The following is a 12919-nucleotide window of genomic DNA, read 5'->3' on the forward strand; positions in this document are numbered from 1 at the left end:
GCCCGCCACGACCCGGGCGGCTCCGGCGAGGCGGGCGAGCTGCACCGCGACCTGACCGACCACGCCGCCGGCGCCGAGCACGATCACGGTCTCGCCGGCCGTCAGGCCGCCGGTGCTGGTCAGCGCGCGGTGCGCGGCCACGGCGGACAGCCCGAGGGCGGCCAGCCGGACCGGGTCGACGCCCGCGGGCAGCGGGACGAGATCGGCCTCGGGCACGCACGCGACCGCGGCCATGCTGCCGTCGCCCGGCGCCATCCCGGCCGGGGTCGGGAACCACACCGTGCGGCCGTCGACCGTGCCGACGCCCTGGACGCCCGGCACGTACGGGGTGCTCGGCACGCCGAAGTACGAGCGGCCGGAGGCGCAGAGCACGTCGAGCGGCGTGATCGGGGCGGCCAGGACCTCGACGAGGACCTCACCGGGCCCGGGCTCCGGGGGCTCGCGGTCCGCGACCACGGGCGGCCGGCCGGGCTCGGGGATCAGCGCCGCGCGCACGGGCTCAGGCGGGCTGCAGGCGGAAGTCGTACCGGGCCTCGAGCCACGGCACGTCCGACTTGCCGCCGTCGGGCGTCGGCCCGGGCTCGCGCTCCTCGAAGGCGACCACGAGCTCCTGTTTCGTGCCGAACACGACGTCGCTGTCCAGGAACTCCGCGCCCTCCTGGAACAGGTGGGTGATCAGCGGGGCGTACCCGTCGACGGCGAGCAGGAAGTGCACGTGGGCGGGGCGGAAGTGGCTGATCCCCGTCCTCCCGATGAGGTCGCCGACCGGCCCGTCCATCGGGATCGAGTAGCCCTTCGGCGCGATGGTACGCAGACAGTAGGAGCCGTCGGCGAGGGTCGTGTACTTCGCCCGCAGCCGCGCCTCGTCGATCTCCGGCAGCTGGGCCTCGTACACGCCGTCGGCGTCGGACTGCCAGACGTCGAGCACGGCGCCGGCGACCGGGGTGCCGTCGAGCGCCGTGACCGTGCCGCTGACGTAGAGCGGGGTGCCGGGCAGCCCGTCGGACATGTCGCCGCCGAAGTCCAGCTCGGGCGAGCCGTCGATGTGGAACGGGCCGAGCACCGTCGCCGGTGTCGCGGCGGGGTCGAGCCGGTTGTTCATCTGCACGACCAGCATGGACAGGCCGAGCACGTCCGAGGCGAGGATGAACTCCTCGCGCTTCTCGTCGCTGATCTGCCCGGTCGCCGTCAGCCACTGCATCGCGGCCATCCACTCGGCCTCGGTCAGCCGGACCTCGCGCGCGAAGTCGTGCAGGTGCCGGACCAGCGCCGTGAGCACCTCGCGGGTGCGGGGGTCGCGTGCCGTGGCCCAGCGCTCCACCGCGAGGTCGGTGATGTTCTCCTCGGTGACCAGCTTCATCGCTGCCTCCCGCTCTCGCCGGGACCGTCAGGACGGTCGGTAGGGGTCCGGGTCGACCGGCCTGTTGTTCAGGTCGACGGACAGGAAGATGTCGTTGCCCACGGGGTGCCTGAGCTCCTCCGCGAGCTGGCCGATGAGCCCGGCGGTGCGGGCGAGGAGCGCGAACCCCCGCAGCAGCTCCAGCGGCAGGCCCAGGTCGGCCAGCGCGGCGCCGCAGACCCCGGCGCCGTTGAGCGGCAGGGTCCGGCCCAGGACCTGCGGGTGGACGCGGCCGATCGCGGCGAACAGCTCCAGGTGCGGTCCGACCAGGTCCTCCTCGCGGGCGATCGCGTAGAGCCGGCGGGTGCGGGGGTCCCCGTCCTTGTGCACGTGGTGGCCGAGCCCCGGCACGAACCTCTTCGCCTCGCGCTGCTCACGGACGACCTGCAGGGCGATCTCGTCCCAGCCGGCGTCGTCCATCGGGAGCTGCGCCGGCAGCCGCTCGTGCAGGAACCGTCCGCAGTCCTCCGTCACGCCGAGGAACCGGGACCCGCCGCCGAGCAGGCCCGCGGCGAGCGCGCCCTGCACCGAGTCCGGGGCGGACAGGTAGGTCAGCCGGGTGACGATCGCGGTCGGGGTGAAGCCGTGATCGGCCAGCGCGGCCAGCACGGCCTCGAACACCCGGGTCTCGCCCTTGCTCGGGCGGCGCTGGGTGGCCAGCCAGAAGGCGAGCTCGCCGAACCCGACCCGGCCCATGACGTCGTCGGCCAGGTCCTGGCCGAGCAGGGTGATCTTCTCCCGGGACGCCGCACCCAGGGCGGTGGGGTACTCGTGTTCAGTCATGCTCGCCGAGCCACTTCCTCAGTTCGGCGCCGTGCTCGTCGAGCTCCGGCGGGGGGAGCCGGTAGACCGCGGGCGTGGCGGAGAACCGGATCGGGTGCCGGGTGGTGGGCACCGCACGATCACCCTCCCCGACGGGGACGACGGGGTCGAGCCCGAACCGCTCGGCCATGGCGAAGCCGCCGTCGATCGTCTGGATCGGGCCGGACGGCACTCCCGCCGCGGTGAGCAGGTCGAACCACTCCACCGCGCCCTTCTCCCGCAGCCGCTCCACGAGGAGCGGCCGCAGCTCCTCGCGGTTCGCGGTGCGGTCGGCGTTGCGGGCGAAGCGCGGGTCGTCGGCGACCTCCGGGATCCCGAGCACGCCGCAGAGCTTGCGGAACTGCGGGTCGTTGGCGGCGGCGACGATCAGGTCGTCGTCCGCGGTGGGGAGCGGCTCGTAGGGGAAGACGCTGGGGTGGGCGTTGCCCATCCGGTAGGGCACGGTGCCGCTCGCGACCCAGGCGGAGCTGTGGTTGACCAGGCCGGTCAGCGCGGAGGACAGCAGGTTGACCTCGACGTGCTGGCCCTCGCCGCTGCGGTCGCGGTGCCGCAGCGCGGCGAGGATGCCGATCGCGGCGTGGTTGCCGGCCATGACGTCGAAGACCGAGATCCCGGCCCGGTACGGGGGCCCGTCCGCGTCGCCGGTGAGCGACATCAGCCCGGACATGGCCTGCACCATCAGGTCGTAGCCCGGCACGTCCCGGCCCGGGCCGGAGCCGAACCCGCTGATCGACGCGTAGACGACGCCGGGGTTGGACTTCCGGACCGCGTCGTAGTCGAGACCGAACCGGGCCATCCCGCCCGGCTTGAGGTTCTCGATGACGACGTCGGCGCGCCGGGCGAGCTCGCGGGCGGCGGCCAGGTCGGACTCGTCGCGCAGGTCCAGGGCGATCGAGCGCTTACCGCGGTTGATGCCCAGGAAGTAGGTCGAGACACCCTCGCGCACCGGTGGCATCCAGGTCCGGGTGTCGTCGCCGGCCGGGCCCTCGACCTTCACCACCTCGGCGCCCAGGTCCGCCAGCAGCATCGTGGCGTACGGGCCGGCCAGGATCCGGGAGAAGTCGGCCACCAGCAGCCCGGCCAGCGGGCCTCCTGTCGTGGGATCGGGCGTGCTCATCCGATGCCCTCCTGTCCGCTGCACGGACATCCGTCCGTCGTGCCTCGGATTCTTCGACCTGACGCGGGCGACGTCAAGCCGGGCGCGACGAGCCGGACACCGTCACGTGCGGGACGGTCTCCAGCCGGGCGAAGTCCGCGCTGATCTCCCCGGCCGCGTGCAGCAGCAGCGGCAGGTGGTGCTCGCGCAGGTGCTCCACGGACGTCTCCGCCGCGTGGCAGTTGACGTTGACCCCGGCGATCACCCGGCCCGACCCGTCACGCAGGGGGGCGGCCACGGAGCGGATACCGGGTGCGAGCTGCTCGTCGGTGAGCGCCCAGCCGCGGGCCCGCACCTCGCGCAGCACCGCGTCCCGCTCCGCGCGGTCCGGCTGCCAGCGCGGGACCAGGCCGGAACGGGTGGGTTCGGCGAGCACGCGCTCCAGCTCGTCAGGCGGGAGGGCGGCGAGCTGGACCTTGCCGAGCGAGGTCTGCAGCGCGGGGAACCGCGTGCCGATCTGCACCGCCAGCGACACGATCTTGGGCACGGACACGCGTGCGACGTAGACGATGTCCGAGCCGTCGAGCTGGGCGATCGAGCACGACTCGTTCGTGCGCTCGACCAGCTTCTCCAGGTGCGGGCGGGCGACCTCCCACAGGCCGGTCGACCGGACGTAGGCCACGCCCAGGTCCAGCACCCGCGGGGTCAGCGCGAAGCCGCGCTCCTCGGCGCGGACGTAGCCGAGCTCGGCGAGGGTGAGCAGGATGCGCCGCGCCGTCGGCCGGGCCAGGTCGGCGGCGGCGGCCACCTCGGCCAGGGACATCACGGGCCGCCCGGGCCGGAAGGCCGTGATGACGTCCAGCCCCCGGGCCAGGGCCTCGATGAAGTCCGGACCCGTTCCCTCGCGTGGCATGCGTACCCCCGTCCCGCCGCGTGCGGCGCCCACCGTAGCCCGGCCGCGTCCGCTGGCCGGTCAGGGCGGTACCGCGGCGGGCCCGCGCCTCGGGCCCGGAGTGATTGACACCGCCGACGGGCTCGACCACAGTAGCCCGCACGCGGTGCTGACCGACAGGCGGACGATGGTCCGAAGATCGCGAGGGAGCGAGCCGATGAGCGAGTCGACCGAGGGGCGCCCGATCGTCCTCCGCGGCGGGACCGTGCTGACGATGGACCCGGCCAAGCGCGTCCTCGCCGGGCAGGACGTGCTCGTCACCGACGGCCGGATCGCCGCCCTCGGTCCGGACCTCGAGGTGCCCGACGGCACCGTCGAGATCGACGCGACCGGCGGCATCGTCATGCCGGGGATGATCGACACGCACCGGCACATGTGGCAGACGGCCATGCGCGGCTACGGCGCCGACTGGACGCTGACCCAGTACTTCGTCTGGTACTACCTGGAGTGGGGCAAGGCCTTCCGGCCCGAGGACGTGTACGCGGGCAACCTGCTCTCCGCGCTCGAGGCGCTCGACGCCGGCGTCACCACCACCGTCGACTGGTCGCACGGCCTGCAGACGGTCGACCACGCCGACGCCGCCGTCGACGCGCTGCAGGCCGTGCCCGGCCGGTTCGTGCTGGCCTACGGCAACATCCAGCAGGCGCCCGCGGAATGGACCGCCGCTCCTGAGTTCCGCGACTTCGTCGCCCGCCGCCGGGACGACCTGCTCGGCTTCCAGATGGCCTTCGACGTGACCGGCGACCCGGCGTTCCCGGAGAAGCCGGCCTTCGAGGTCGCCCGCGAGCTGGGCGCGCCGGTCACCACGCACGCCGGGGTGTGGGGCGCCACGAACGACGACGGCATCCGGCTCATGCACGAGCACGGGTTCATGACGCCCGAGTCGGTCTACGTGCACGCCGCGACCCTGTCCGCGGACTCGTACCACCGGATCGCGGCCACCGGCGGCTCGGTGTCGGTGTCGACCGAGAGCGAGCAGAGCGCCGGCCAGGGCTACCCGCCCACCTGGGCGCTGCGGCTGCACGGCATCCCGGTGTCGCTGTCCATGGACACCTCGGTGTGGTGGAGCGGCGACCTGTTCTCCGCCATGCGCAGCACGCTCGGCGCGGACCGCTCGCGCGAGCACCTGGAGGCGCACGCCAAGGGGAACACCGTCACCCACGCCGCGCTGCGGGCCGAGCAGGTCGTGGAGTGGGCGACGCTGGGCGGGGCCCGCGCGCTGGGGCGCGACGCCGAGCTGGGCAGCCTCGAGGTGGGCAAGTCCGCCGATGTCGTGCTGATCCGCAACGAGCACTCACCGGTGATGTTCCCGCTGCTCAACCCCTACGGGCACGTGGCCTTCCAGGCCCAGCGCGGCGACGTCGACACCGTGCTGGTGGACGGGCGGATCGTGAAGCGGGCGGGCCGGCTGGTCGACGTCGACCTGGCGGCGGCGCGGGCGACGGTCGAGCGGACCGTCGAGCACCTGCGGTCGACGCTCGGCGAGGAGGCCTGGGCGCAGGGCATGAACCCCGACGTCCCGGAGACGAAGATCCTCGACAACCCGTACACCTACACCGACTACCAGAGCGCCGCGACGCACGGCGGATGATCAGGCCGGCACGGGGCGCGCGACGCCGGTGAGCCGCTCGGACTCGGCCCACAGCCGGGCGGCCAGGCCGGCGTCCCGCGCCCGGCGGGGCACCCGGACCTCGGTGGTGGTCCCGACCAGGCCGAACCGCCCGTCCGGTCCGTAGTAGCCGCCGTCCGTCGCGGCGGGGTCGGCCGCGGCGAACAGCAGGGGCTCGGCGCCCTGCCGCGGCTCCTGCGAGGGCAGGATCCCCGCTCCCCGACCCATCAGGCTCGGCCTGGTCCCGCCCATCGTCGGGCCGGCGGTCTGCAGGTTGGTGCGGGTGAACCCCGGGTGCGCCGCGGTGCTGCGCAGGGTCCAGCCGCGCTCCCGCGCCAGCGTGGAGAGCTGCCGCGCCATCAGCAGGTTCGCGAGCTTCGACTGCGCGTACGCGAGCGTCGGGCTGTACCGCCGCTCCCACTGCAGGTCCTCGAACCGGATGCGGCCGAGGTGCGCCGCCCCGCTGCTCATGGTCGCGATCCGCGGTTGCGGCGCGGCCAGGACCAACGGGAGCAGCCGCACGGTGAGGGCGAACGGGCCGAGGTGGTTGCTGCCGAACTGCAGCTCGAACCCGTCGGCCGTGGTGAAGCGGGTGGGCGGGGCCATCACACCGGCGTTGTTGACCAGGGTGTCGACGGGCGTGCCCCCGGCGAGCAGGCCCGCCGCGAACTCCTCGACGGACGCGAGGTCGGCCAGGTCGACCCGGCGTACCTCCAGCTGCGCCGCGGGGTGCTCGCGCTGGATCTCGGCCTTCGCGGCCTCGCCCTTCTCCGGCGTCCGGACGGCGAGGACCACCCGGGCGCCCGCCCCGGCGAGCCGCCGCGCGGCCTCCTTGCCGGTGCCGCTGTTGGCCCCGGTGACGACGACGAGCTTCCCGGACTGGTCGGGGACGGTGTACATCGGAACTCCTCACGGACCATCGGTCTCTTACTGCTCCGACAGTAACGGACCGCCGGTCCGATAACAAGGGACCGGCGGTCTGTAAGCTCGGCGCCGTGGGTTTCCAGCGGGCGCGCAGCGCGGAGCAGCGCGAGGAGCGGCGGCGCGCGATCCTCGGCACCGCCGAGGCGATGCTGCGCGAGGCACCGGTCGCCGACCTGACCCTCACCGCCCTCGCCCGGCGGTCCTGCCTGGCCAAGTCCGCGGTGCTGCGCTACTTCGACTCCCGCGAGGCCGTGCTCCTGGAACTTCTCGTGGCCGAGTGGCAGACCCTGCTCGCCGACCTCGCCGAGCGCCTCCCGGCCGCGGTGACCGCCGACGACCCGGCCGCCCGCCGTGAGGAGCTCGCCGGAGCACTGGCCGAGGCGCTGGCCGGCCGGCCGGTGCTGTGCGACCTCGCCGCGGCGCAGGCCGCCGTGCTGGAGCGCAACGTCTCGCCCGAGGTCGTGGCCCGGTTCAAGCGCACCGCGATCGCCGCCACCGAGGAGCTCGCCGACCTGGTCCGCGCCCGGCTGCCCGAGCTGCCTGCGGAGTCGGCCTTCGCGTTCGCAGGAGCCCTCGCCCTCACGACCGGGGCCCTGTGGGCACACGCCCAGCCCTCGGCCGCGATGCTCGCGGCCTACGACTCCGACCCGGAGCTGGCGGCGTTGCGCCCGGACTTCACCGGCACCCTCCGCGAGCTGCTCGCGGTCCTGCTCGCGGGGCTCGTCGCGCGGTCGCGGTGACCGGTACGTCGCGCAACGGTCCTGGGCTCGGACGGGTGCGCGTCCTGATCTCGAGCATCGCCGCCCACGGCCACACCTACCCGCTGCTGCCCTTCGCGGTCGCGGCGCGCGAGGCCGGGCACGAGGTGTCCTACGCGATCGCGCCGAGCTTCCACCCGCTCGTCGAGCGGCTCGGGTTCCGGCCGGTCGCGGCGGGCGGCGAGATCCGCGAGGCGTTCGGGCAGGTGTGGGCGCAGTCGGGGAAGGACCCCCGGGCCCGGTTCTCCGCCCCGCCGGACGAGGTGATGGCGATGGCCGGCCGGGTCTTCGGCGAGGTCCTGCCGCGCCGCACCGCCGCCGATCTCGCACCCGTCCTGGCGGAGCTGCGCCCGGACGTCGTGGTGCACGAGGCGGGCGACCTCGGCGCCGGGCTCGCGGCGAAGGTGGCCGGGATCCATGGCCTCTGCCACGGGTTCGGCCGGGTGGCGGGCGGCAAGATGCTGGCCCGTGCCGGCGACCACGTCGGCGGGCTGGCGGCCGAGCTGGGGCTGGACCCCGCCGTGGTCGCGGGGCCGGGACTCGGCGACCCGTTCCTCGACGTCTGCCCGCGGTCGCTGCAGGACCCGGCCTTCCTGGCCGCCTTCACGCCGGACCGCGCACCTCGGGTGCCGCTGCGCCCGGTGCCCTTCGCCGAGCCGGCCCCGCTGCCGGCCTGGGTGGGGGAGCCCGGCCCGCCGCTGGTCTACCTCACGTTGGGCACGGCGTTCGCCGAGGGCGGTGTCCTGCGCACGGCGATCGACAGCCTGGGCCGGCTGCCCGCCCGCGTGCTGGTGGCCGCCGGGCCCATGATCGACGCCGCGCTGGTCGACGACCTGCCGGACACCGTGCGCGTCGAGCAGTGGGTGCCGCAGGCCGACGTGCTCCCGCACGCCGCGCTGGTGGTGCACCACGGCGGCTCGGGCACCACCCTCGGCGCGCTGGCCTCCGGGGTGCCGCAGCTCCTCCTGCCGCAGGGCGCCGACCAGTTCGACAACGCCGAGGCGGTGCTGGCCGTCGGGGCCGGTCGGCGGCTGCCGTCCGGCGAGGCGACCCCCGACGCCGTCGCCGAGGTCGCCTCGTCGCTGCTCACCGACCCGGAACCGCGGGCGGCCGCCGGGGCGGTGGCCCGGGAGATCGCCGCGATGCCGGCCGAGGTCGTCGCCGCCCTGCTGGTCTGATCGGCGCCGGTCTGACGGTCCCGGTCAGGCCGGGCAGGGCTCGGGCCGCGGCCCGCTCCCGACGGGCTCTGCGGGCTCGGCGGGCTCGGCGTGGTCCGCCGGCCGGGCGTGCCGGAGGGCGACGGCGGCGACGCCGGCGATCACCACCGCGACGCAGCCCGCCGCGAACGAGGTGACCTGCATGCCCGTCACGAACGCCTCGCGGGCCACCCCGAGCAGCTCGCCGCCGACGGGCGCGGGCAGCTCGGCCGCCACGCGCGCGGCCCCGCCCAGCGTGTCCTCGGCCGCGGCGGCCGCCTCGGCCGGGACACCGGCCGGGAGCGCGCCGGCGATCCCGCCGCGGTAGAGCGCCACCCCGATGCTGCCCAGCACCGCGATCCCGAGCGCGCCGCCCAGCTCGGCGGCGGTCTCCGAGATCCCCGAGGCCGCGCCGGCCTTCTCCTCCGGGGCCGAGCCGACCACCATCTCGGTGGTCAGGCCGAACACCGGGCCCATCCCCAGCGAGATCACGACCGAGGCCACCACCAGCGCGGTCAGGCCCTGCTGCGTGGTGACCGTGGTGAGCACGAACATCCCGGCGGCCGCGCAGGCCAGCCCGCCCGCGACGACGTGCGCCGGCCGGACCCCGCTCAGCAGACGCGGTGCCAGCTGGGAGGCGACCACGAACGCCGCCGCCGACGGCAGCGACCACAGCCCCGCCTCCAGCGCCGCCTGGCCCAGCACGAGCTGCAGGTACTGCGCGACGAAGAGGAAGTAGCCGATCATCACGAAGATCGCGAGGAAGTTGACCACCAGCGCCGCGGTGAACCGGCGGTTCCGGAAGAGCGCCACGTCGATCATCGGCTCGGGGAGCCGGCGCTGCCGCCGCACCCACAGCGCGCCGACGACCACGCCGGCGGCGATCGCCAGGAACGCGCCCGTGCCCGGGCCGTGCTCGGCGATCCGCTTCACGCCGAACACCACGGCCAGCAGCGCGACGACGGACATGGCGGCGCTGAGCACGTCGAGCCGGCCGGCGTCGGGGTCGCGGAACTCGGGCAGCACGCGGGGGCCGACGATCAGCAGCGCACCCATCACGGGCAGGGCCAGCAGGAACACCGAGCCCCACCAGAAGAAGCCGAGCAGCACGCCGCCGAGCACGGGCCCGATCCCGCTGCCCGCGGAGAAGGCGCCGATCCAGATCCCGACGGCCAGCGAGCGCTCCCGCGGGTCCCGGAACATGTGGAAGATCAGCGACAGGGTGGAGGGCGCGATCGTCGCGCCGGACAGGCCCAGCAGCGCCCGGCTCGCGATCAGCATCTCCGGTGTGGTGGAGAAGGCCGCCAGGATCGACGTCAGACCGAACGCGGCGGCGCCGACGAGGAGCAGCCGCCGGCGGCCGATCCGGTCGCCGAGCGTGCCCATCGTGACCAGCGCGCCCGCGACCATGAAGCCGTACACGTCGACGATCCACAGCAGCTGGCTGCTCGACGGCTGCAGGTCCGCACTGACCTGGGGGAGCGCGAGCTGCAGGACCGTCAGGTCCATGACGTAGAGCAGGCAGGCCAGCGCGAGCACGGCCAGGCCGGTCCACTCCCGGCGGCCCGCCCTCGCGGGCGAGGTGGTCGGTGTGGTCGGCGTGCTCATCGGGCTCTCCTTCCGCGGGTGTACGGAAGGGGGACCGCGGCGTGGCCCGGAACTCATCGCCGGGCTGCCGCGGGGCGAGGAATCAGAACAGGTGGAGGACGCCGTAGGCGTACGCGGTGCCCGCCAGCAGCAGGCTCAGCACGGCGAGGACGACCAGGGAGGCCCGGCCCGCGGGCCCGCGCTCCTCGGCGGCCGGTGCGGCGGTGAACAACGGCGGCGCCCAGGGCTCGCGGGCGTTGCAACCCCAGCCGGAGGCTCCCCACGCTGTGTGACGGTCGGGCACGGCGACTCCCTCGAACGGATGGCTCCCGTCCCTGTAGTCGTCACCGAGCGCTCGGCGTTACGCCGTCCGGCGCAGCAGTCGTCACACCGGACTAGCTTTCGGGTACCTCGCGGCGGATCTCGTCGAGCCAGATCCGCGCGGACATGTCCGACGGCGCCCGCCAGTCCCCCCGCGGGGAGAGCGACCCACCCGCGGAGACCTTCGGACCGTTCGGCAGCGCACTGCGCTTGAACTGGCTGAACGAGAAGAACCGCTGCGCGAACACCTCGCTCCAGCGTCGGATGTCCGCCATGGAGTAGCTCGGCCGCTCGTCCTCGGGGAAACCGGGCGGCCACGGGCCCTGCGTCGGGTCGTGCCAGGCGTGCCACTGCAGGAAGGCGATCTTCGAGGGCCGCAGCCCGTAGCGGAGGGTGTAGAAGAGCGTGAAGTCCTGCAGCGAGTAGGGGCCCACCTTCGCCTCGCTGCTCTGGACCTCCTCGTCCTCGCCGGTCGGCACCAGCTCCGGGGTGATCTCGGTGTCGAGGACGTCCGTGAGGACCTCGCCCACCTCCTCGTCGAACTGCTTCGACGACACGACCCACCGGATCAGGTGCTGGATCAGGGTCTTCGGCACCCCGCCGTTGACGTTGTAGTGCGACATCTGGTCGCCGACGCCGTACGTCGACCACCCCAGCGCCAGCTCCGAGAGGTCGCCGGTGCCGAGCACGATCCCGCCGCGCTGGTTGGCCGCGCGGAACAGGTAGTCGGTGCGCAGGCCGGCCTGGACGTTCTCGAAGGTCACGTCGTAGACGGGCTCGCCGGAGGAGAAGGGGTGGCCGAGGTTGCGCAGCATCAGCCGCGCGGTCTCGGTGATGTCGATCTCCTCGAAGGTGACGCCGAGGGCCTCGGCCAGCCGGTAGGCGTTGCCCTTCGTCCGGTCGCCGGTGGCGAAGCCGGGCAGGGTGAACCCGAGGATGTCGCTGCGCGGCCGCCCGGCCCGGTCCATCGCCCGCGCCGCCACGATCAGCGCGTGCGTGGAGTCCAGCCCGCCGGACACCCCGATGACGATCTTCGGGTTCCCGATCGCCCGCATCCGCTGCTCCAGGCCGGAGACCTGGATGTTGTAGGCCTCGTAGCAGTCCTGCTCGAGGCGGGACTCGTCCGCGGGCACGAACGGGAAGCGCTCGATCTCGCGGCGCAGGCCCAGGTCGCCGCGCGGCGGGTCGAGCCGGAACTCGATGCGGCGGAAGGCGTTCGTGCGGTCGGCGTGGTGGCGGCGGTTGTCGTCGAACGTCCCCATCCGCATCCGCTCGGCGGAGAGGGTCGCGATGTCGACGTCCGCCACGGACTGGCGCGGCCCCTGCGGGAAGCGCTCGGTCTCGGCGAGCAGGAGACCGTTCTCGTAGATCATCGTCTGGCCGTCCCACGCGAGGTCGGTCGACGACTCGCCCTCCCCGGCGGCGGCGTAGACGTACGCGGCCAGGCAGCGCGAGGAGGCGCTGCGGCTCATGAGCTTCCGGTCCTCGGCCCGGCCCACGGTGATCGGGCTGCCGGACAGGTTGGCCAGCACCGTCGCGCCGGCCAGGGCGGCCTCGGCCGAGGGCGGGACCGGCACCCATATGTCCTCGCAGATCTCCACGTGCAGCACGAAGCCGGGCACGTCGGAGGCGGCGAAGAGCAGGTCGGGGCCGATCGGCACGTCCTCGCCGCCGATCCGGATCGTGCCGGTGACGTCGTCGCCCGCGCCGATCTGCCGGCGCTCGTAGAACTCCCGGTAGGTCGGCAGGTAGGACTTCGGCGCGACGCCGAGGACGCACCCCCGGTGGATCACGACCGCGCAGTTGCGCACGCGCTGCCGGTGCCGCAGGGGCGCGCCCACCACGAGCACCGGCAGCAGGTCGGCCGAGCCGGCCACGATCTCGTCGAGCGCCGCGGCCACCGCGTCCAGGAGCGTGTCCTGCAGGAGGACGTCCTCGATCGAGTAGCCGGTCAGTGTCAGCTCGGGGAAGACCGCGAGGCCGACCCCGTCCTCGTCGAGCGCACGGGCCGTCTCGAGGACGGCGGCGGCGTTCGCCGCCGGGTCGGCGATCGTGGTGTGGATCGTGCAGGCGGCCGTGCGCAGGAAGCCGTGCCGGTAGGCCGAGAAGAAGTCCTCCACACCGGCAGTCTGCCCCAGCTGATCGGCACGTAATCCCGCGGTCCGTACCGGTTCGTCCCGGCCGGTGTCCGTCGGGGCGGCGGAGCCGGGACGGGGAGCGACCGTCGGCGGGACAGGATCCGCGCTCCGGCATCC

General features: G+C 74.3%; 12 protein-coding genes. 3 read left to right on the plus strand and 9 right to left on the minus strand.

All coding sequences use genetic code 11. From position 1 onward, the window contains the following. From AB0B41_RS33295 to AB0B41_RS33315, 5 genes are all read right to left on the minus strand, one after another. The coding region (locus AB0B41_RS33295; protein WP_358210452.1) for a zinc-binding alcohol dehydrogenase family protein at positions 1-495 on the minus strand (495 nt) is incomplete at its 3' end. A 4-nt stretch (positions 496-499) separates the two neighbouring features. Further along, on the minus strand, positions 500-1360 hold the full coding sequence (locus tag AB0B41_RS33300; RefSeq protein ID WP_358210454.1) for a dioxygenase: 861 nt from the start codon (positions 1358-1360) through the stop codon (positions 500-502). A gap of 27 nt (positions 1361-1387) precedes the next feature. Then, positions 1388-2182 carry a citryl-CoA lyase gene (locus AB0B41_RS33305; RefSeq protein WP_358210456.1) on the minus strand — a complete coding sequence of 265 codons (795 nt, stop codon included), beginning with the start codon at positions 2180-2182 and terminating at the stop codon, positions 1388-1390. Further along, positions 2175-3338, minus strand: coding sequence for a CoA transferase (locus tag AB0B41_RS33310; protein WP_358210458.1), 1164 nt, complete (start codon positions 3336-3338; stop codon positions 2175-2177). Before AB0B41_RS33310 ends, AB0B41_RS33305 begins: the two co-directional genes overlap by 8 nt. 73 nt (positions 3339-3411) lie before the next feature. Further along, positions 3412-4230, minus strand: a complete 819-nt coding sequence (locus AB0B41_RS33315) for an IclR family transcriptional regulator C-terminal domain-containing protein (protein ID WP_358210460.1) — start codon at positions 4228-4230, stop codon at positions 3412-3414. 196 nt (positions 4231-4426) lie between these two features. On the opposite strand from AB0B41_RS33315, the gene AB0B41_RS33320 reads away from it, so the two are divergent. Beyond that, the gene (locus AB0B41_RS33320) at positions 4427-5860 is read left to right on the plus strand and encodes an amidohydrolase family protein (protein ID WP_358210462.1); all 1434 of its coding nucleotides are present in this window, start codon (positions 4427-4429) and stop codon (positions 5858-5860) included. On the opposite strand, the gene AB0B41_RS33325 is transcribed toward AB0B41_RS33320, so the two are convergent. Beyond that, positions 5861-6778: an SDR family oxidoreductase gene (locus AB0B41_RS33325; RefSeq protein ID WP_358210464.1), complete on the minus strand. Its 918-nt coding sequence runs from the start codon at positions 6776-6778 to the stop codon at positions 5861-5863. It lies immediately after the preceding gene. A 95-nt stretch (positions 6779-6873) separates the two neighbouring features. Between AB0B41_RS33325 and AB0B41_RS33330 the strand changes: the two genes are divergently transcribed. Further along, on the plus strand, positions 6874-7542 hold the full coding sequence (locus tag AB0B41_RS33330; RefSeq protein WP_358210466.1) for a TetR family transcriptional regulator: 669 nt from the start codon (positions 6874-6876) through the stop codon (positions 7540-7542). A gap of 35 nt (positions 7543-7577) precedes the next feature. After that, a complete protein-coding gene (locus AB0B41_RS33335; RefSeq protein WP_358210468.1) occupies positions 7578-8738 on the plus strand; it encodes a glycosyltransferase in 1161 nt (386 codons plus the stop codon). Between the two features lie 24 nt (positions 8739-8762). Here AB0B41_RS33335 and AB0B41_RS33340 read toward each other — a convergent pair whose 3' ends face one another. From AB0B41_RS33340 to AB0B41_RS33350, 3 genes are all read right to left on the minus strand, one after another. Next, positions 8763-10364 (minus strand): MFS transporter, encoded by a 1602-nt coding sequence (locus tag AB0B41_RS33340; protein ID WP_358210470.1) that lies wholly within the window; start codon positions 10362-10364, stop codon positions 8763-8765. A gap of 82 nt (positions 10365-10446) precedes the next feature. Then, complete coding sequence (locus tag AB0B41_RS33345; protein WP_358210472.1) at positions 10447-10647, minus strand: hypothetical protein; 201 nt, start codon at positions 10645-10647, stop codon at positions 10447-10449. A 91-nt stretch (positions 10648-10738) separates the two neighbouring features. Continuing rightward, the gene (locus AB0B41_RS33350) at positions 10739-12784 is read right to left on the minus strand and encodes an NAD(+) synthase (RefSeq protein ID WP_358210474.1); all 2046 of its coding nucleotides are present in this window, start codon (positions 12782-12784) and stop codon (positions 10739-10741) included. Positions 12785-12919 lie beyond the last annotated feature (135 nt).

Origin of the sequence: Pseudonocardia sp. NPDC049154 (assembly GCF_040648315.1) — a bacterium.
Classification (GTDB): domain Bacteria; phylum Actinomycetota; class Actinomycetes; order Mycobacteriales; family Pseudonocardiaceae; genus Pseudonocardia.